The sequence below is a fragment of the Marinitoga sp. 1137 genome (genome assembly GCF_001941525.1).
GTDB lineage: Bacteria > Thermotogota > Thermotogae > Petrotogales > Petrotogaceae > Marinitoga > Marinitoga piezophila.
Window position 1 is genome coordinate 853,466 of the sequence record NZ_CP009471.1, and the last position, 19,286, is coordinate 872,751.

Here is a 19,286-nt window from a genome sequence, read left to right on the forward strand (position 1 = left end):
AAATCAAATTGTAACATTAAATTTTCCAGGTTCTCACATTTTGTTCAATAGAATTCATGAAAAAAAAGAATTTTTATAGTATACTAGACATGTATTTTTTATGTTAATTCATTAAACAAGGATTATATCTAAACTAATAAAAGATTATAGCAAAAAGGGGATGGAGCTATAATCTACGATATTTTTTTATTTTTTATAGATTTATAAGTAATCCGCCGGAGGTGTCTGTTTTGTTTGATAGCATACAAAAAAAATTATCAAAAGCTTTTAAAAACTTAAAAGGACAGGGAAAATTATCAGAAAAAAATATAAAAGATGCTGTTAGAGAAGTAAAAATGTCTCTTCTTGAGGCGGATGTTAATTATAAGGTTGTAAAGGACTTTGTCGAAAGAGTAAAAGAAAAAGCTCTTGGTAAAGAAGTTCTTGAAAGTTTAACCCCTGACCAGGAATTTATAAGAATTGTTAGAGATGAATTAATCGAATTAATGGGTGGAAATGAAAAACCAAAGTTAAATATTTCAAAAAGACCTGGTTATATAATGCTTGTAGGGCTTCAGGGAAGCGGTAAAACTACACATGCAGCAAAACTTGCTAAATATTTTAAAAAACAGGGAAAGTCCCCTTTACTTGTTGCTGCTGATACTTACAGACCCGCAGCTATTGATCAATTAGTACAGTTAGGCGAAAGCATTGGTGTTCCTGTATTTACCGGCGATAGAAAGAATGCTGTAAATATAGTTAAAGAAGCTATGGACTATGCAGAAAAATTGTTGCATGATATTGTAATACTTGATACTGCCGGTCGATTACATATAGACGAGGAAATGATGAATGAATTAGTTGAAATAAAAAAACTCGTTGAACCTGATGAAATCTTAATGGTTGTAGATGCAATGATTGGTCAGGATGCTGTTAATTCCGCAAAAGAATTCAATGATAGGCTTGAATTAGATGGATTTATTGTCACTAAACTTGACGGTGACGCAAGAGGCGGGGTTATCATTTCCATTAGACAGATAACTAACAAACCTATTAAATTTGTTGGTGTTGGTGAAAAGGTTGATGACCTTGAACTCTTCTATCCAGATAGATATGCAAGTAGAATTCTTGGAATGGGTGATGTTCTTTCATTAATTGAAAAGGTTGAAACTGAAATTGATAAAGAAAAGGCTGAAGAGGCTGCTAATAAGTTTCTTGAAGGAAAATTTGATTTAAATGATTTTCTTGAACAGATTCAACAAATAAGAAAATTAGGTCCTCTTTCAAAAATTCTTGAAATGATACCAGGAATTCCAAAAGAAGGTATAGATTTTAACAAAGGTGAAGAAGAATTGAAAAAGATTGAAGCTATAATAAATTCTATGACAAAAGAGGAAAGAAGAAAGCCAAGAATTATAAATTATTCAAGAAAACAGAGAATTGCAAAAGGTAGCGGAACTACTTTACAGGACATAAATAAGCTTCTTAAATCTTATGAACAGATGAAAAAGATGATGAAGCAGGTAAAAAAGATGAAAAATAAAAAGTCTTTATTTGGAAAAATGCCATTTGGATTTTAATTAGAAAATTAAAATAAAAAACTAAAAAACTCAGGAGGTGTATTTTTAGCATGGTAAAGATAAGATTGAACAGGATGGGAAGAAGACATAGACCTTTTTACAGAATTGTAGTAGTTGATTCAAGGGAAAAAAGAAGTGGAAAGTATATTGAATCATTAGGATTTTATGATCCACTAAGAGAAAACGACACTTTCAAAGTTGATGTTGATAAAGCTGTAGAATGGATTTTAAAAGGTGCACAACCAACAGAAACAGCAAGATCAATATTATCAAAAGCTGGAGTAATGAAAAAGGTACACGAAATAAAATTTGAAAAGAAAGCTTAATGCCACAGGAGGCATATAAATGAAAGAATTATTAGAAACCATAATTAAAGGAATAGTAAAAAATCCTGACGCTGTTAAGATTACTGAATCAAAAAACGGTGATGAAATAATATTTGAAATACATACAGATCCAGCAGATGTTGGACAAATTATAGGTAAAGACGGAAGAACTATTAAATCAATAAATACATTATTAACAGCTGCTAAAAAGGACGAAAACACTAAATTCCTTTTAAAGGTAATCAGGTGATAAGATGAAGAGGTTAGAAGACCTCTTGAAGGATAGAATAGCTATTGGTGAAATATCCAATACTCATGGATTAGATGGAAGAATGAAATTATTTCCTCTATCAAATGAGGAAAGTTTGTTTGAAAATTTAACAGATGTATTATTATACAATCCTAAAACAAGAAAATTTCTGTATGCAAAGATAACCGAAATAAAAAAAGCAAATAAACTGTATATTATCAGGATTGCTGGTGTGGAAAATATAGCCAGCGCACAAAGATATAAGGATTTTGTAATATATATAAATAAAAACGAATTACCGGAATTAAATGATGATGAATTCTATTATTTTGAACTTCTTGGCAAGAATGTTTATTATGAAGATGGAGAATATATTGGAAAAATAAAGGATATTCTCGAAACAGGTGCCAATGAGGTTTTGATCATTGAAAATCAAATAAACAAATATGAAAAAGACGAAACCTTATATCCTTTATTAAAAGAAAATCTCATTTCTTTTAATAAAGAAAAAGATGATATTACAGTAAAGAGATTGGAATGGTATGAAGATGATACCGAAGATAGAGATTGATGTTGTTACTATCTTCCCTGATATGTTTAAAGCACTAACTGACTTTGGAGTTATTTCAAGGGCTATAAGGGATGAGATAGTACATTTCAAGGCACATAATTTAAGGGACTATACAAAAGATAAACATAAAGTAACTGATTTATATGCATATGGTGGCGGTCCTGGAATGGTAATGAAACCAGAACCATTCTTTGAATTTTACGATAAATACATCGAAGAAAAAGGAACAAAACCATATGTCATTTTAACTTCACCGCAAGGAAAACATTTTGATACTGGTGATGCAGAAAGATTAGCACAAAAAAAGAATTTAGTGTTTTTTTGTGGAAGATATGAAGGTATTGATGAAAGAGTTATGAATATAGTTGATGAAGAACTTTCAATAGGCGATTTCGTCGTAACTGGTGGAGAGCTTCCAGCAATGTTGATGATTGATGCATTATTGCGTTTTGTACCGGGTGTTGTTGGGGATATAGAAAGCGTTAAGAATGATTCTTTCTACAATACTTTACTCGATCATCCCCATTATACAAAACCCCGTAATTATAGAGGCATGGAAGTTCCCGAAGTTTTATTAAGCGGAAATCACAAAAAGATTGACGAATATAGAAAAAAGGAAAGTCTATTAAGAACAATTTTAAAAAGACCGGATTTATTTATAAAACATGACCTTGATGAATTTGAAAAAAGGGTTCTTGTTAATATAATCAGGGAGCTGATTTCTAATGAGAAATAATGTTTATGTAGCTTTAATTCATTATCCTATATTAGGACGTGAAGGCCAGATCATCTCAACAGCTATTACAAACCTTGATATCCACGATATAGCAAGGTCTTCAAGAACATATAATATTAAAAATTATTATGTAGTTTCAAACCTACCAGCTCAACAACAAATAGTAAAAAATGTTCTAAAATATTGGACAGAGGGTTTTGGAAAACAATATAATCCTAACAGACATGACGCTTTATCTATTGTAAAGCTAAAAGGATATCTCGAAGATGTAATAGAAGATATAGAAAAAATAGAAGGTAAAAAGCCAAAGCTTATATTTACTTCAGCAAAGATCAGAGAAAGAACAAAGAGTTTTAAAGAAATTAGTGAGATAATATTTAATAATGATGAACCGCATTTAATACTATTTGGAACTGGTTGGGGCATGCCAGAGGAAATCAGGTTAATTTGTGACTACGAACTTGAACCTATCAGGGGAAATGCAGAATTTAATCATTTATCTGTTAGAGCAGCTGTAGCTATAACCCTTGATAGATTATTTGGTGAAAAATAAGAATAAAAATATACTCAAGGAGGGTTTAACATGGATCAGTATATCAGAGCCATTGAAAAAGAATATATAAGAGAAGACATTCCAGAATTCAGACCAGGAGATACAGTAAGAGTTTATGTTAAAGTTGTTGAAGGCGGAAGAGAAAGAGTACAGGCTTATGAAGGCATTGTTATAAAAATCAAAGGTGGCGGAATGGGAAAAACATTCACTGTTAGAAGAATTGGAGCTAACGGTATAGGTGTTGAAAGAATATTCCCAATGCACTCACCAGCAATTGAAAAGATTCAGGTTGTAAGAAAAGGTAAAGTAAGAAGAGCAAAACTTTACTACTTAAGAAATATCAGAGGTAAGATTAAGATCAAGGAGAGAAGGGACTGATCTTGCCTAACGACGATTTAAAGAAAAAAATAAAAAAGGAAACCTATGAGTGGATTAATGCACTCATATATGCGGTAATATTCGGAACAATTATACGTTTATTTGTATTTGAAACAATGATGGTTCCAACTCCTTCTATGGTGCCTACCATAAAGGAGTTGGACCGTTTATTCATTGAAAAAATTACATATGATTATAAAGAACCTCAAAAAGGAGATATAATAGTTTTCTGGACACCTTTTGTTGATAAAAGTGCAGAAAAAAAACTTGGTCCATTTGATAAATTTATGGATTCATTTGCTCCAAAGGAATTTAATGGTCATGTAAAATATGTAAAAAGGCTTGTAGGTACTCCAGGAGATACATTAGAATTAATTCCTGATACTGAAATATGGGAAAAAATAAAAAATGATAAAGATTTTCAACTCCCATATTGGCTGGAAAAGATTATAAATTATTATGGCGGTGCCGACAAAGTTCCAAAAAGTGTAAAAGATTCAGTGGCAAGATTATATGTTAATGGAAAGATTCCAGAAGGATTTGAAAACAGATATTATTATATAGACGGTATTTTTGCCTCAAAGAATTATTATAAATATATGGCATATCCTGAAAGATATAGCAGCGATATATATCGTGAGTTCACTGAATTAAGAAAGCCTATGTTTGATCTTGGTGCTTTTAGATATTACAATAAAACGTTAGATTACACTGCATATTATGAAAAATATCTTGCAAAAATAGACTATAATAAATATTTCATTGAAGAAAACGGCCATGTTAAGATTATACTTCCAGAAGGATTCTATTTCTTTATGGGAGATAATACAACAGAAAGTTTTGATAGCAGATATTTTGGTATAGTACCAGGAAAAAATATCATTGGAAGACCTTTTTTAAGAATATGGCCATTAAGCAGATTTGGCTCCGTAAAATAAACCAAAAACCGCCCATTAAGGGCGGTTTATTATTGGCGGAGACGGTGGGACTCGAACCCACACGGGGCGTCAACCCCATCGGTTTTCAAGACCGACGCCTTAGCCAATTAGGCTACGTCTCCGAGAATTATTATACCACATCAGGAGGTATTAGTCAATGAATTTTATGTTGAGAGTTCTTGAAAAATATGAAATTTTCTTGAATGAAAATTCATATAAAAAGCTGGAATCCTTTATTGAGTTAATAATAAATTACCCCGTTAATCTTACAGCAATAAAAGATAAAGAAGAGGCTTCAAAACATTTGATAATTGATAGTATTTTTCCTTTTGAAAAATATTATCAATTAAAAGATAATATGAAAATGATTGATATTGGCACAGGTGGTGGCATCCCTGGAATTCCTTTAAGCATTATATATAACAATGTTGATTTTACTTTGCTCGATAGCATTGAAAAGAAAATAAATGCCGTGAAATATTTTATAAAAACTCTCAATATCAATAATGCAAATTCTGTTAATTCTCGTGTAGAGTTATTTTCCAAAGAACATAGAGAAGAATATGATTATGCAACTGCCAAGGCTGTTTCAAGAAGCGATATACTTCTTGAGTATGCAGCGCCTCTTTTAAAGATAGGTGGAATGTTATTCCTATATAAAGGTCCAACATATATTACTGAAGAAAAAAAATATCTTGAAATTGCAGCAGAAAAAATAGGATTTAAAATAGAAAAAGAAATTAATTATCAATTGTTTGATAAGGAAAGATACTTTATCATATTGAAAAAAGAAATAGAGACGCCTAAAAAATATCCACGAAAAGTTGGTATGGCTGTAAGAAAACCTTTGGGAGGTATTTTATGATCAGGCTTATTATTGATACTTATCATATGGGTTCCTGGAATATGGCTTGTGATTTAGCTATTGCAAAACACGTTGGCAAAAAAGTACAGCCAACAACTATTAGACTATACAGCTGGAATTTAGCAACGCTTTCAATTGGAAGGTTTCAAAAAATAGAAGATATTGACATTGACTATTTAAAGAAAAAATATATCGATCTTGTTAGAAGACCCACCGGAGGACGTGCTGTTTTGCATCACAAAGAAATAACCTATCTCTTTGCGGCAAATATAGATCATCCCAAATTGCCAAAAAGCGTTGTGGGTAGTTATAAAGTAATAGCCGAGGCATTAATTAAAAGTATGGAAGAATTAGGAATAAAATGCGATATGGAAAAGAATAAGAATAATCATAACAACACTCCTGCATGTTATGATGCACCATCTATTTATGAAATTACCGTAGATAAAAAGAAATTCATTGGAAGTGCTCAATATAGAAATGAAAGTTATGTATTGCAACATGGTTCAATTCCACAAATCTTTCCTTTAAGGGATTATGTTAATCTATTTAAAATGCCTGAAGATAAAAAGGAAAAACTTTATAAACATCTTGAAAAAAGGGTTATTGATATTAATACGCTTATTGGAAGAACTGTAGATTGCGAAGAAATGGCAAATGCATTCAAAAAAGGGTTTGAAGATGTTTTTGAAGAAGAAGTTGTACTTGGAGAGTTATCTCCTTCTGAGATTGAATTAACCAAAAAACTCGTTGATAAGTTCGAAATTAATTTAGATGATTAAAGGCGCGGTGAAATTCACCGCGCCTTTAATTTTTATATTTTAAATTTCTTTATGTTTTCTTTTAATGCTTCTGAATGCTGTTTTAATTCCTGAGAGACTGAATTTAATACCTTTGCATCATCTTTTTGTTCAAGTGAGAATCTTGTTATTTCACTTATTTTATTGGATATTTCAAGTATTGTTTTCATACTTTTATCCATTGCTGCAGCCATTTCTTCTGTTGATGCACTTTGCTCTTCAGAACTTGCTGTTAAGCTTTCAACTCTTTGATTAATTATTTCGATCTTTTCAAGTATTACATCAAAGTTTTCATTAACTTTTTGAGTTCCAGATTCTATTTGATTTATTATATCTACTGTTTTTAATGTGGCTCCATTAACATCCTTTACCCCATTTTGTACATGAGATAATATCTGGGCTATCTCTTCAGTTGCTTTTTTACTTTCTTCAGCTAATTTTCTAATTTCATCAGCAACAACAGCAAAACCTTTTCCTGCTTCTCCTGCCCTTGCAGCTTCAATTGCTGCATTTAATGCCAACAGGTTTGTTTGCTCTGTTATTGTATTAATTGTTTCTACAATTTCACCTATATTCTCCGCTAATTTCAACAGTTCTTCAACCTTATTTTCTGTAACTTTTGACTGATTTACAGCTTCTTCTATAATTTCTGCTATTTCTTTTAAGCTCTTTGTGCCTTCTTCTGCATTTTGTATTGTCTCACTGGCAATTGCTGATAACTCCTGAGCATTTTCTGATACCATTTGTGCAGAAGATGCTATCTCTTCAACACCAGAGGTTATTTCTTCCATTGCTGAAGCTACATCATTTGTATTTTTTTCTATTTCTGCTGATTCATCATGGAAAAATACAGCATTTTTCTCTGTTTTTTGTGCAACTTCTATTAATTTCCCTGAAGAGCTATCAAGCTCATATCCTGTTTCAATTACTGTTTTTAGCATACTTTTAAAGTTATCCATCATCTGTTCCAATCTTTTAAATACATGGCTCATTTCATCTTTACCATGATCAATTAATTCTACTGTTAAATCGCCTTCAGACATTCTTTCAAGGCCTTCAATGAGATGATGTATTCGTTTAAGCAATACCTTTGTAACTATATAAGCAAAAATTACTACAAGAATTAGAGTTATAAAAATGGTTAATAGAATTGTTCCTCTTATTTTAGAATTTAATGTATCTATTTTTCTTGTATCTACTAATACACTTAAAACACCTATTAAATTACCATTTGGTTCCCTTAAAGGTAATACTAAATATGAAATTCCTTTTTTATCGCTATGTATTAATTCATATTTTTTATCACCAATTTCATTGAATATCGGTAGAATTTTATCCTTATTAAGCGTAAATTCATCACTTGTTGTTGCATATAACCCATCTTTTGTATAAACTGCCATATCTGTTGTTAGCATCTTTTTAAATAAATCCAATGATTCTTTTGAAAATGGAATTCCAGTTTGAACAACACCTATAACATTTCCATTATCCATTATTGGTACAAAAGTTCTTAATCCAAATCCACTTTTTCCAAAATCAAATCCATAGTTTGCTTTTCCCTGTAATGCCAGTTTTACACCTACAACTTCACTTTTGTTATCTCCAAATTTTCCAGGATGATGTCCTCTATAAAATACCACTCCATTTTTATCCTCAACTTCAAGAACCTTTATTCCAATAGGTTTCAGAGTTTCAAATGCTGTTACTAGAATTTCTTTTGCCTTTTCTCTATCTTCGTTTTTTAGTGCTTCTTTTAATTCAATATCCAGTGCATATTTCTTTGCAATATCCGATAATTGTTCAAATTCATTTTGAAAAAACCTTGAAACTGAACTTTCAATGAGTTCATAACGTGATTGGGAATTAAAATGCATTACTTTCTTATTTCCATTTAATACAACAAGAAAAAGCGCAAGAATAGGTAAAAGACCAATAATCAAAAAATAAAGTAGATATCTATGAAACATCTTCATGGCAACATCCTCCTTTTATTTATATAGAATATAAATATGAAATACATATAAATTATACTATTTTTTTCTCTATTTTACAAATATTCGTATATCTAACTATTTTAATTTTTAAATTCACCTCCCCTTGACTTAGTGTTAATATTTTCCTATAATTTAATTATGGAAAAATTAATCCAACTCACAAAATTAGGGGGAATTTTATGCTACCAAAAGTTATTGCTTTGATTATTTTCTTTTTTACTTACTATCTAATTATCTTTGGAAAGGGAAATAAAGCTGTTGTTGCATTTAGTATGGGATTATTAATTTCACTTGTAAAGGTTTCTGATACTCTCAGGGTTTCAAATGCCGGTGATTTTATCGATTTTAACACTCTGGGAATTTTGCTTGGAATGATGATTATTGTGGGAATTTTAAAAACAACAGGTTTGTTTCAGGCTATCGCTATATACATCGTCAAAAAATCCAACGGAAATGTTATTTCTATCTTTATTTTTACAATGCTTGCAGTTGCTATACTTTCAAGTTTTCTTGATAACGTAACGACTTTAATTCTTTTTTCTCCTGTAATTATTTATATCTGTCAGGAAATTGAAGTTAAACCAGAAACCTTTCTCTTTCCTATGATATTTTCTGCAAATATTGGCGGTACAGCCACAATGATAGGTGACCCACCAAATATCCTCGTAGGAAGCGCTTCAGGAAAAAGCTTTCTGGAATTTTTAATTGTAATGTCCATTCCTTCTTTTATTGTTCTCTTTTTATCTATAATATACTTTTTGAATATTCATAAAGAACTTAAAGATGTTGAAAAAAGCAAGCTGGATAATCTTATGAAAGCAGATCCTAATAAGGCTATTGTAAATTATCCTCTTTTAAAGAAAGGTTTAATCGTTTTTGCTCTGGTAATTGTTGGATTCTTTATACATGAATATCTCGATTACGAAGCAGCCTTAATTGCTTTAACCGGCGGTGCAATTATGTTATTAATATCAAAAATGGACTTTGACGAAATATCGCATGAAATAGAATGGGATACGTTGTTTTTCTTTGTTGGACTATTTGCCATTGTAAAGGCCTTAGAAGATGTTCATGTTATAGAGGATATAACGAATCTAATATATAACTTTATTTCACATCCATATTTATTGCTCTTAATAGTATTATGGAGTTCCGGATTTTTGGCAGCATTTATGGGGGCAGTTCCTATTGTGACAATATTTATTCCTATAATCCGTTCTTTAATTGGTACATTTCCACATAGCGAATTGTTATGGTGGGCATTGGCATTAGGAGCAAGTTTTGGAGGAAATGGAACTATTAGTGGTGCTGCTTCAAATATGGTTATCGTAGGGATGATTGAAAGTAACTTTGATAGAAAGATTAAGTTTTTCGATTTTATGAAAATTGGAATGAAGGTTGCTGTTTTTGGACTTTTAATATCCTCATTATATCTATATATTTTAATGAATTTATAGTTTTTAGATTTTATTATAATTTTTGTAAAGTTATGGTATAATATTAGTGAAACTAATTTTACATAAAGGGGGAGTTTTGATGAAAAAGTTGTTTTTGGTATTGGTATTATTAATTACTTCCGTTTTTTTAATTGCTGAAGATACCGTTGTTTTAAATTTAATCGAAGCATTTTCAAGTCCTTGGAGAACACCCACTCTAAATAAAATTATAGAAATGTTTGAAACATTAAATCCTGGTGTAAAAATTAACGTAATATCCCCACCATATGAAACTGCTTATCAGAAAATTAATTTAATGGTAAGTACAGAACAGCCACTTGATATTGTTGAAATAGGAGACTGGAATTTAAGTACTCTTGCTGCAATGGGCAAATTGGAAGATTTAACTCCATATATCAATGAATGGCCTGAGAAAGGTGATTTAATAGATGGTGTTTTAAAAGCAGCAAGCATATATAAAAATACCCCTTATCTATTACCTCATGGTATTTATGTAAAAACTTTATTCTATAGACCAGATATACTTAAAAAATACGGTTTTAACACTTATCCAAAAACTATGCAAGAAATGTATGATATGGCAAAAAAATTGACAGAAGCTTCAAAGAATCAATATGGTTTTGATTTTAGGGGTAAAGGATACCCAACATCATTTATAGATCTTGTGGTTACATCATTCTTTGATGATATTGATCCAGATAATATGTATCTGACAAAAAGTGGAAAAATTATTTTTGAAGATCCAAGAGCTATTGAAGGTTTGAATTTCTATATAAGTTTATATAAGGATACAGCTCCTAAAGATGCTATTAACTGGGGTTGGGATGAACAAGTTAATTCATTTGTTTCAGGTATCACTCCATTATTGTTCCAGGATCCAGATACAACAGGTATGCTCAACGAAATGTTAAAACCTGGACAATATAAAACAGCTCCACTACCTGTTGGAAAATATGGAAAAGCTTATCCTACATTTGGTTTTGTTGGTTGGGGAATTCCAACATATTCCAAACATAAGGATTTAGCTTGGAAATTTATAAAATTTGTAAGTTCCGCAGAGATGAACGGATACTGGAGCAAGAGTTATGGTGCATTACCAATATTAAAATCAGTATATAAATATGATTCTTACTTCAGTTCAGATGTATTTGAAGGCTGGACAGAAATGTTTAAAGATTCTGAACATTATCAATTTACACAATACCCACTTGATAACGAAAGCTGGGGAAAATGGAATGAATATCAGGAAAAAACTATGCAACAGGTATTGCTTGGAAAATTATCAGTTGTTAGATGTTTAAAAATGTGGACAGATTTCTGGAAAAAGGCTGGTTTAAAATAATTTAAATATGATGGTGATTATATGAAAAGACATAGTAAAAGATTTATTATTCTTATGTTGTTGCCAACAATTACCTTAATTTCATTTATAATTCTTTACCCCACTATAAGTGGGGTTTTGCTTTCTTTTAAAAATTATTCTCTTTTTAATTTTGGAAATATTCAATGGGTTGGATTTGAAAATTATCGGGAAATATTTTCCGATTTCTTTTACATGGACATAGTGATAAATACCATAAAATGGATTTTCTTTTCTGTATTCTTTCAATTGATCTTTGGCTTTATACTGGCCCTTTTAATGAAAGAACCATTTAAAGGTAGAGGAATATACGCCGGACTTGTATTTTACCCATGGGCTATCTCTGGATTTGCAATAGGTTTAATATGGTCATGGCTTCTTAATGGACAGTTTGGTGTAATAAACGATATTTTAATTAGAACCGGCATTCTTGAAGAAGGGCTTAATTTTCTTTCTGATCCGTCACTTGCAATGTTTTCTGTTATATTAGTAAATGTATGGTATGGAATACCCTTTTTTGCAATTATGCTACTTGCAGCTTTACAATCAATCCCACAATCTTTATATGAAGCTGCTGAAATAGATGGAGCAGGTTATTTTTCAAAACTTTTTCATATTACAATTCCATACATAAAACCAACTATTGTAAATACCGTGTTGTTGAGAATAATATGGGTTATGAATTTTCCGGATGTTATTTACGGTATGACAAGAGGTGGACCTGCTGGAAGTACGGAAATCCTTTCTGTAAAAATGATTAATGTAGTATTTTATGAATCAAATTACAGCAAAGCTGCTGCACATGGTGTAATTATCGTTCTTGTATTATTCATATATACAATGATGTATTTAAAATTAACCTCTAAAAAGGAGTTTAGCCTATGAAAAAGAAAAAGCAGGTTAAGATTTTACGTTTTATATTATTATTGTTGTTTGCTGTTTTTGCATTATTTCCACTATATTGGATTATTTTAACCTCTTTTAAACCTGTTAGCGAGTTATATACATTTCCAATAAAATACTGGACAAATAATCCATCATTGTATGGATATAAAAAGTTATTTCAATTTGTTAATTTCAAACAGTATTTTTCAAATAGCATTATTGTTGCATTGGCTGCATCTTCCATTTCAACTGTTTTTGCCATGCTGAGCGGATATATACTTTCAAGAAAGGAATTTAAATTTAGAAATGCAATAACCTTATTTTTATTCTTTTCGCAAATGATACCAACATATCTGATTATGGTTCCTCAATATGTTATGTTTTCCAATCTTCATCTGATTAATAAATTAATTAGTATAACAATTGTATATAGTGGTTTTGGTGCAGCATTTAGTACAATTATGGCAAAAGGTTTTTTTGATAGAATTCCAAAAAGCCTTGAAGAAGCCGCTTTAATTGATGGCTGCAACGAATTAGAAGCATTATTTAAAATAACAATTCCTTTAATGTTGCCAGGATTATCTGCTATTTTAAGCTTTTCTTTTGTAAATAACTGGAATGAATTATTTACCGCTGTTATGTTTTTAAATACATCGGATAAATATACCGTTCCAGTTGGTTTATATTCTATTGTTTCAAAAGCAGGAGTTCAATGGAATGTACTGGCTGCTGGAATTGTTATTGCACTTTTACCAACTATTATTGTTTTTGCTATTGCTCAAAAATACATAATAGCCGGATTGACTCAAGGTGGATTAAAGGATTAAAAATATTTGCACCTTATAAATAAAGAAGGTGATAGTTATTTTACAATTAGATGTTTTAAAAAACGCTTTAAACATATATTCAAGATCATTATTTTCTAATAATGAAATATATATTGGTTTTGCTTTAAGACTTGAAAATCATAATTATTTAAATATATTTACATATAACAATTTAAAAAAATTCTACTTTAAACAATCAGAAGATATTGTGTTTAAAATACCGGAAAAAATATTTGACTCTTTTTTTGAGAAAAAAGAGTCAAATTTCAGGATTTCTTATTCAAATGAATTTTCGTTTTTAATTAATAATCAACTTAATGAATTCTATCTGAAATTATACGGATTACCTTCAAAAGAGAAAAATTATGGATTTTTATATATTATTTCAAAAGAAAAATTTTCTTTCGATGAAGAAAAAAAGAATATTTTTAGAAAGTTTATTTCTGTTTTTGAAAATAATGTGGATACAATTTATTTTGATAAATACAGCAAATATTCTATAAATGCTTTTGTAAAGAATTATCTCACAATTTTAAGAAACCATTCCAGAATAATTTATGAACATTCTTTAAGAGTTTCTGATCTTTCAAGTATAATAGCTTCATTACTTAATCTTGATGAAGAAAGTATTTTTAAACTTCAAATTGCATCATTAATTCACGACATTGGATATATCTGGGTTTCACAAAAAGCTATTTCTGAATACATTAAAAATCCTGAATTTGATAACAATTTAATTGGAATACATTTAAATAGATTAGAAGAAATGTTTTTAGGCAATGTATTAATGACACCATATGTAAATATTGCTATAAATCATCATGAGAGACTTGATGGAAAAGGATATTTTGGAAAGAGTAACCTTTCAATAGAAGATAACATTCTTATTATTTCAAATTATATAGACGAACAGATTGTTTTAACGGAAAATGAAGACATAACTTTTGTTATTAAAGATATAGAGAAAAAAGCTGGAAAAATTTTTAATAAAGATGTTGTAAATGTTGCTGCAGAAGCAATAAAGATTTATTATACGGAATTTCATACAGAATCATTCAGTGATCTAATTTTAAAATCAAAAACACTTAATCTCTTTTATGAGGCACCCGGCGGAGAAGTTATAGAATTTTCCGGAATAATAGAAAAAAAATTTGGAGATATTATCCACATTAATTCAAAAACATTTGACGAAATATCAAAAGATAGTATATTAAAATTAAAGATTACCACAAAAGATTTTCCAGAATATGCAAAAGCAAGAGTAATTTTAAAAACTCCATATGGTTATGTTTTAAAAATTATAGAAACAAAAATAAGTAAAAAATCAAAATTAAAGGTTTTCTGGGGATTTGATTTTTATATAGGGTTTAAAAACGATATAACTCCTCTTTTAAAGGAAAAGTTAACTCCTGTTATGAAAAATATTTTAAAATCAAAATTTAAAAGAGCAAAATGCAAGATTTTTGGAGCAGAAGGGATTATTTTCACTATTAATAGTGAAAATGATGTATTCAAGGTTGGAGATGTTGTGATATTTCACATAACAGAATTTGGCGAAAGTTTATATATTCCGGCAACTTTAATAGAAAAAAAGACCGGGTTACATTGCAATGAATATACTTCGAAATTTTTTGAATTACCTGAAAGAATGCAGGCTGCAATTTATAGACTTATATTCAGGAGACAAGCTTCTATACGTTCAATTGGCGGGTTTCATGAAGAATAAAAAAATCCCCGAACTTAGTTCGGGGATTTTTTGGTGGCCAGGGACAGAATCGAACTGTCGACACCTGGATTTTCAGTCCAGTGCTCTACCAACTGAGCTACCTGGCCACTATTTAAAAATGGTGGGTGCTGCAGGGATCGAACCTACGACCTTCTGCTTGTAAGGCAGACGCTCTCCCAGCTGAGCTAAGCACCCACTCATGTTTTATCTGGCGCCCCCAACGGGATTTGAACCCGTGTCTTTGGCGTGAAAGGCCAATGTCCTAGGCCGCTAGACGATGGGGGCAATCTCTTTCACAACCGAGTATATAATACCAGAAATATCAAAAAAAGTCAAGAAAACAATAAGTTAAAAAGTTTAAGAGTTCTTTTCTATTGTTGTAATATTATTCAATATCCTAAATAACTTTTCAAATGCTCTTTTTCTATGACTTATTTTATTCTTTACTTCCTGTCCCAATTCTCCAAAGGATATTGTATAACCATCTGGAATAAATATTGGATCGTATCCAAATCCTTCCTTTCCTGAAATGGAATAACCAATCTTACCTTTTACCTCTCCTTCAACAGAGAATAACAGGTTCTTTTTTGGATCATAATATGTAGCAACACAAACAAATCGTGCTGTTCTTCTTTCGTATGGAACGTTATTTAATTTTTTTAGTATATATTTCATTTTTTCATTATAGCTTTTCCCTTCCATAAACCTTGCAGAATATATGCCAGGAAATCCATTTAATATATCTATTTCCAATCCCGAATCATCAGCAATTACTGGCATTCTTAAAAGTGTTGCTGCCTCTATTGCTTTTTTTATTGAATTTTCTATAAAGGTTTTTCCGTCTTCATTAACAGAAAACCCCTTTATTATTTCAAAAATTCCTCTTAACTCAATATTTTTTGGCTTTATCTCATTTATTTCTTTTACTTTATGTTTATTTCCAGTGGCAAGATATATCGTCATTCTCCCAAACCAACCTTCTTCAATTCTTCTGCTGCTTTTGCAGAATCTTCCTGATGAAACACTCCAGCACCAACAACAAATTCTCTAACTCCTGCAAGATATAAGTCTCTTATATTTTTCAATCCAACACCACCATCAACCTCTATGGTAACATTAAGGTTCTTTTCATCTATCATAGATTTTAATTTTCTTATTTTCTCTAAAGATGAAGGAATAAACTTCTGCCCTGTAAAACCTGGATTTACACTCATTATAAGTACTCTATCTAAATATGGCAATATTTCTTCGAGGAGAAATACAGGAGTATGTGGGTTTAATGAAACACCTGCATCACAACCCAATTCTTTTATTTTTGATACTGTTCTATGTAAATGTGTTGTTGCTTCATAATGTACGGTAATACCATGAACTCCCATTTTCGCATAATCTTCAATATATCTATCTGGATCCACTATCATTAAATGTGCATCAAGATATAGATCTGTTACTTTTTTTACTGCTTTAACGATAGGGGTTCCAAAGGATATATTAGGAACAAACATTCCATCCATAACATCAATATGAATACCATCAACATTGTTTTCTACTTTTTTTATTTCCTCTCCCAATTTTAAAAAATCAGCAGCTAATATTGAAGGGTATATCTTCATTTCCATCTTTTCCTCCTTATTCTTCTGTTATATTCTTCCACTTCGTTATATATTTTCAAATAATTTTTGTATCTTATTTCAGAGATTTCTCCATTTTTAACAGCATCTTTTACACCGCAATTTGGTTCATTTATATGAACACAGTCATTAAAACCACAATACATTGAATGTTCATCAAATTCTATAAAGAATTCTTTTAGTTTTTCCGGTTCAAAATCATATACTTCAAGTGCTGCAAAACCCGGAGTATCAGCAACAAATCCTCCAAAATCAAAGCTTAACAGTTCTGTATATGTAGTTGTGTGTTTTCCGCGTTGAAGTTTTTCTGAAATCTCTCCAACTCTCAATTGTAATCCTGGATTTATAGCATTTAATAATGAGGATTTTCCAACTCCAGACATTCCTGCAAATGTAGAAACCTTATCTTTTAAATATTCTTTTATTTCATCTATACCTATATTCTTTTTTGCACTTGCAAGAACTACAGGATATAATGGTGAATATATTTTCATAAATTCATCTATTTCGTTTTGTTCAAGCAGATCTACTTTATTTAATACAATAACACAATCAAGATTATTTTTTTCAACCTGTACAAGAAACTTATCTATTATCAAATAATCAACTTTTGGGCTTTTTAAACAGGTTACCAATATTGTTTGATCAACATTTGCTATTTTAGGTCTATACAGCATATTTTTTCTTGGCAATATATTCTCTATTTTTGCACCGCCAACCCCATCAATTGAGTATTCAACATAATCCCCTACAATAGGTTTTATTTTTTGAAGTTTGAATTTTCCCCTTAAATATGCTGTTATCTTTTCATTTGTTTCAAGATCTAAAAGTTCCAATGTATTGGAATGAAATCGAGTCACTATTCCTTTTTTTATTTTCACTTATTCACCTCCGAAGATGCTACCTTTAAAATTATCGTATCGCCTTCCATTACAGGTGTATTTGGTTTCGGCGTCATATCAATTACCGTCTCAATTTTTTCGTCTGGATAATAAATTTTAATAATCTTATATTTTAATTTATATTCAGTCAAAAATTCTTCGGCAACCTCAACAGGAATTCCTATTAAATCAGGCACTTTTAATTTTTCAATACGCCCTAATTGAATAAATACATGTCTTCCTTTTTTTACTTTTGTATTGGCTGGAGGATCTGTATATAATACGCTATCTCCAACACCTTTTACAATTGGAATAAGTCCTTTTTCTTTTAGAGCATTTATTGCTGTTTCTTTGTCTTCACCCATTAATGAAGGAATACTCACATATGTATTTGCATTAACAAAAGCAAATATTAACAGGAAAAATATTGTTCCACCTGTTATTAATCCAAGAATAAAAAGTATTAAATTTTTTATACCTTTTTTTATATATCTAAAGACATTTTTCATTTTAAATTAATACCCTTTTTTCTCATTTTTAATTGGCCACATGCAGCGTCAATATCTGTTCCTTTTTCAATTCTTAATGTTGCCTCTATACCATTTTCCTTGAGTTTTTTCACAAAATTTGTAAGGAATTTTTTTGAAGGTCTTTCAAACCCTGCCGGATTTGGATTAACTGGAATTATATTTACCATTACCTTTAATCCTTTTAATATTTCTGCAAGTTTTATCGCATCTTCTTCTGTATCGTTAAATCCTTTTATGGCTATATATTCTATAGTTACCCTATTTTTCGTCTTTTGCTGATATATCTTAGCTGCCTGTAATACCTGTTCTATAGGATATTTTGAATTAATTGGCATAATCTGATCTCTCTGATAATTTGATACTGCATGTAAAGATATTGAAAGTCTTATATCAAGCTCAAAATCTGCAAGTTCTTCTATTTTATCGGCAATTCCTGCTGTTGATATAGTGATATGTCTTGCGCCAAGATTTTTCATTTTTTTATTATTCCAATTTCTAATGGCTTTTATTACATTATCATAATTTAATAATGGTTCTCCCATGCCCATTAAAACTATATTGTTTATATTTACATTTTCCAATTTTTCTATTGCAAGTACCTGAGCTATAATTTCACCTGTGGATAAATCTCTTTCAAATCCGCTTGCTCCAGTTGAGCAGAACTTACATTTTAATGCACAACCAACCTGTGAGGATATACATGCTGACACCCTGTTAGGATAAAAAAGTAAAACAGATTCAATTGTTCTGCCATCTTCCAATTTCCATAGGAATTTTGTTGTTTTATCCTTTTTAGATCTCTGTATATCTACAGGTTCTGGAATGTATATATAAAAATAATCGTCCAATTGCTTTCTCATTTCTTTAGAAAGATTTGTCATTTCATAGAAATCAAAAACATGTTTTTTAAATATCCAATCCAATACCTGATCCACTCTAAACTTTTGCAAATTTATCTTTTTAAATTCTTCTATTAATTTCTCATAACTATAGTCTAAAATATTTTTCTTCACCATTTC

21 protein-coding genes and 4 tRNA genes are annotated in these 19,286 nt (G+C 30.4%); 15 read left to right on the forward strand and 10 right to left on the reverse strand.

What is annotated here, in order from left to right:
• The first annotated feature begins 230 nt into the window (after positions 1-230).
• Genes ffh through lepB form a run of 8 tightly spaced genes read left to right on the forward strand, consistent with a single transcriptional unit; the run spans position 231 to position 5,311 of the window.
• Positions 231-1,559 carry a signal recognition particle protein gene (gene ffh / locus LN42_RS04220; RefSeq protein ID WP_014296277.1) on the forward strand — a complete coding sequence of 443 codons (1,329 nt, stop codon included), beginning with the start codon at positions 231-233 and terminating at the stop codon, positions 1,557-1,559.
• 50 nt (positions 1,560-1,609) lie between these two features.
• Positions 1,610-1,885, forward strand: coding sequence for a 30S ribosomal protein S16 (gene rpsP, locus LN42_RS04225; RefSeq protein ID WP_014296278.1), 276 nt, complete (start codon positions 1,610-1,612; stop codon positions 1,883-1,885).
• A gap of 19 nt (positions 1,886-1,904) precedes the next feature.
• Entirely contained in the window at positions 1,905-2,135 is a 231-nt protein-coding gene (locus LN42_RS04230) for a KH domain-containing protein (RefSeq protein WP_014296279.1), read from the forward strand.
• 4 nt (positions 2,136-2,139) lie between these two features.
• Positions 2,140-2,706, forward strand: coding sequence for a ribosome maturation factor RimM (gene rimM / locus LN42_RS04235; RefSeq protein WP_014296280.1), 567 nt, complete (start codon positions 2,140-2,142; stop codon positions 2,704-2,706).
• Positions 2,678-3,442, forward strand: a complete 765-nt coding sequence (trmD, locus tag LN42_RS04240; protein WP_083635644.1) for a tRNA (guanosine(37)-N1)-methyltransferase TrmD — start codon at positions 2,678-2,680, stop codon at positions 3,440-3,442. Before rimM ends, trmD begins: the two co-directional genes overlap by 29 nt.
• Positions 3,432-3,995 (forward strand): RNA methyltransferase, encoded by a 564-nt coding sequence (locus tag LN42_RS04245; RefSeq protein WP_014296282.1) that lies wholly within the window; start codon positions 3,432-3,434, stop codon positions 3,993-3,995. The genes trmD and LN42_RS04245 overlap by 11 nt, the downstream gene beginning before the upstream one ends.
• A 30-nt stretch (positions 3,996-4,025) precedes the next feature.
• Complete coding sequence (rplS, locus tag LN42_RS04250; protein ID WP_014296283.1) at positions 4,026-4,373, forward strand: 50S ribosomal protein L19; 348 nt, start codon at positions 4,026-4,028, stop codon at positions 4,371-4,373.
• A 2-nt stretch (positions 4,374-4,375) separates the two neighbouring features.
• Positions 4,376-5,311, forward strand: a complete 936-nt coding sequence (gene lepB / locus LN42_RS04255) for a signal peptidase I (RefSeq protein WP_014296284.1) — start codon at positions 4,376-4,378, stop codon at positions 5,309-5,311.
• A 33-nt stretch (positions 5,312-5,344) separates the two neighbouring features.
• Here the strand turns inward: lepB and LN42_RS04260 are convergent.
• A tRNA-Ser gene (locus LN42_RS04260) sits at positions 5,345-5,433 on the reverse strand.
• Between the two features lie 35 nt (positions 5,434-5,468).
• On the opposite strand from LN42_RS04260, the gene rsmG reads away from it, so the two are divergent.
• Complete coding sequence (gene rsmG, locus LN42_RS04265) at positions 5,469-6,176, forward strand: 16S rRNA (guanine(527)-N(7))-methyltransferase RsmG (protein WP_014296285.1); 708 nt, start codon at positions 5,469-5,471, stop codon at positions 6,174-6,176.
• A complete protein-coding gene (locus LN42_RS04270) occupies positions 6,173-6,958 on the forward strand; it encodes a biotin/lipoate A/B protein ligase family protein (protein ID WP_014296286.1) in 786 nt (261 codons plus the stop codon). Before rsmG ends, LN42_RS04270 begins: the two co-directional genes overlap by 4 nt.
• Before the next feature lie 32 nt (positions 6,959-6,990).
• Here LN42_RS04270 and LN42_RS04275 read toward each other — a convergent pair whose 3' ends face one another.
• Positions 6,991-8,949 (reverse strand): methyl-accepting chemotaxis protein, encoded by a 1,959-nt coding sequence (locus tag LN42_RS04275; protein ID WP_075780412.1) that lies wholly within the window; start codon positions 8,947-8,949, stop codon positions 6,991-6,993.
• Positions 8,950-9,149: 200 nt separating this feature from the next.
• Between LN42_RS04275 and LN42_RS04280 the strand changes: the two genes are divergently transcribed.
• From LN42_RS04280 to LN42_RS04300, 5 genes are all read left to right on the forward strand, one after another.
• Entirely contained in the window at positions 9,150-10,427 is a 1,278-nt protein-coding gene (locus tag LN42_RS04280; RefSeq protein WP_014296288.1) for an SLC13 family permease, read from the forward strand.
• Positions 10,428-10,506: 79 nt separating this feature from the next.
• A complete protein-coding gene (locus LN42_RS04285) occupies positions 10,507-11,769 on the forward strand; it encodes a sugar ABC transporter substrate-binding protein (protein WP_075780413.1) in 1,263 nt (420 codons plus the stop codon).
• A 21-nt stretch (positions 11,770-11,790) separates the two neighbouring features.
• Complete coding sequence (locus tag LN42_RS04290) at positions 11,791-12,672, forward strand: carbohydrate ABC transporter permease (RefSeq protein WP_075780414.1); 882 nt, start codon at positions 11,791-11,793, stop codon at positions 12,670-12,672.
• Positions 12,669-13,499, forward strand: coding sequence for a carbohydrate ABC transporter permease (locus LN42_RS04295; RefSeq protein ID WP_075780415.1), 831 nt, complete (start codon positions 12,669-12,671; stop codon positions 13,497-13,499). The genes LN42_RS04290 and LN42_RS04295 overlap by 4 nt, the downstream gene beginning before the upstream one ends.
• A gap of 28 nt (positions 13,500-13,527) precedes the next feature.
• Positions 13,528-15,225 (forward strand): HD-GYP domain-containing protein, encoded by a 1,698-nt coding sequence (locus LN42_RS04300; protein WP_075780416.1) that lies wholly within the window; start codon positions 13,528-13,530, stop codon positions 15,223-15,225.
• 31 nt (positions 15,226-15,256) lie between these two features.
• Here the strand turns inward: LN42_RS04300 and LN42_RS04305 are convergent.
• From LN42_RS04305 to rlmN, 8 genes are all read right to left on the reverse strand, one after another.
• Positions 15,257-15,332, reverse strand: a tRNA-Phe gene (locus LN42_RS04305).
• 12 nt (positions 15,333-15,344) lie between these two features.
• Positions 15,345-15,420: transfer RNA gene (locus LN42_RS04310), tRNA-Val, on the reverse strand.
• Positions 15,421-15,434: 14 nt separating this feature from the next.
• Positions 15,435-15,510, reverse strand: a tRNA-Glu gene (locus tag LN42_RS04315).
• 72 nt (positions 15,511-15,582) lie between these two features.
• A complete protein-coding gene (gene rdgB / locus LN42_RS04320; RefSeq protein WP_014296293.1) occupies positions 15,583-16,188 on the reverse strand; it encodes an RdgB/HAM1 family non-canonical purine NTP pyrophosphatase in 606 nt (201 codons plus the stop codon).
• A complete protein-coding gene (rpe, locus tag LN42_RS04325) occupies positions 16,185-16,844 on the reverse strand; it encodes a ribulose-phosphate 3-epimerase (protein ID WP_014296294.1) in 660 nt (219 codons plus the stop codon). Before rpe ends, rdgB begins: the two co-directional genes overlap by 4 nt.
• A complete protein-coding gene (rsgA, locus tag LN42_RS04330) occupies positions 16,835-17,737 on the reverse strand; it encodes a ribosome small subunit-dependent GTPase A (protein ID WP_075780417.1) in 903 nt (300 codons plus the stop codon). Before rsgA ends, rpe begins: the two co-directional genes overlap by 10 nt.
• A complete protein-coding gene (locus tag LN42_RS04335) occupies positions 17,734-18,246 on the reverse strand; it encodes a PASTA domain-containing protein (RefSeq protein ID WP_014296296.1) in 513 nt (170 codons plus the stop codon). The genes rsgA and LN42_RS04335 overlap by 4 nt, the downstream gene beginning before the upstream one ends.
• Entirely contained in the window at positions 18,243-19,283 is a 1,041-nt protein-coding gene (gene rlmN, locus LN42_RS04340; protein ID WP_075780418.1) for a 23S rRNA (adenine(2503)-C(2))-methyltransferase RlmN, read from the reverse strand. Before rlmN ends, LN42_RS04335 begins: the two co-directional genes overlap by 4 nt.
• Positions 19,284-19,286 lie beyond the last annotated feature (3 nt).

Excerpts from the sequence above, each read along its gene's own strand:
- rpsP (WP_014296278.1), top strand. The coding sequence starts at position 1,610 with ATGGTAAAGATAAGATTGAACAGGATGGGAAGAAGACATAGACCTTTT.
- LN42_RS04230 (WP_014296279.1), top strand. The coding sequence starts at position 1,905 with ATGAAAGAATTATTAGAAACCATAATTAAAGGAATAGTAAAAAATCCT.
- rimM (WP_014296280.1), top strand. The coding sequence starts at position 2,140 with ATGAAGAGGTTAGAAGACCTCTTGAAGGATAGAATAGCTATTGGTGAA.
- trmD (WP_083635644.1), top strand. The coding sequence starts at position 2,678 with ATGAAGATGATACCGAAGATAGAGATTGATGTTGTTACTATCTTCCCT.
- LN42_RS04245 (WP_014296282.1), top strand. The coding sequence starts at position 3,432 with ATGAGAAATAATGTTTATGTAGCTTTAATTCATTATCCTATATTAGGA.
- rplS (WP_014296283.1), top strand. The coding sequence starts at position 4,026 with ATGGATCAGTATATCAGAGCCATTGAAAAAGAATATATAAGAGAAGAC.
- rsmG (WP_014296285.1), top strand. The coding sequence starts at position 5,469 with ATGAATTTTATGTTGAGAGTTCTTGAAAAATATGAAATTTTCTTGAAT.
- LN42_RS04270 (WP_014296286.1), top strand. The coding sequence starts at position 6,173 with ATGATCAGGCTTATTATTGATACTTATCATATGGGTTCCTGGAATATG.
- LN42_RS04275 (WP_075780412.1), bottom strand. The coding sequence starts at position 8,949 with ATGAAGATGTTTCATAGATATCTACTTTATTTTTTGATTATTGGTCTT.
- LN42_RS04280 (WP_014296288.1), top strand. The coding sequence starts at position 9,150 with ATGCTACCAAAAGTTATTGCTTTGATTATTTTCTTTTTTACTTACTAT.
- LN42_RS04285 (WP_075780413.1), top strand. The coding sequence starts at position 10,507 with ATGAAAAAGTTGTTTTTGGTATTGGTATTATTAATTACTTCCGTTTTT.
- LN42_RS04290 (WP_075780414.1), top strand. The coding sequence starts at position 11,791 with ATGAAAAGACATAGTAAAAGATTTATTATTCTTATGTTGTTGCCAACA.
- LN42_RS04295 (WP_075780415.1), top strand. The coding sequence starts at position 12,669 with ATGAAAAAGAAAAAGCAGGTTAAGATTTTACGTTTTATATTATTATTG.
- rdgB (WP_014296293.1), bottom strand. The coding sequence starts at position 16,188 with ATGACGATATATCTTGCCACTGGAAATAAACATAAAGTAAAAGAAATA.
- rpe (WP_014296294.1), bottom strand. The coding sequence starts at position 16,844 with ATGGAAATGAAGATATACCCTTCAATATTAGCTGCTGATTTTTTAAAA.
- LN42_RS04335 (WP_014296296.1), bottom strand. The coding sequence starts at position 18,246 with ATGAAAAATGTCTTTAGATATATAAAAAAAGGTATAAAAAATTTAATA.
- rlmN (WP_075780418.1), bottom strand. The coding sequence starts at position 19,283 with ATGGTGAAGAAAAATATTTTAGACTATAGTTATGAGAAATTAATAGAA.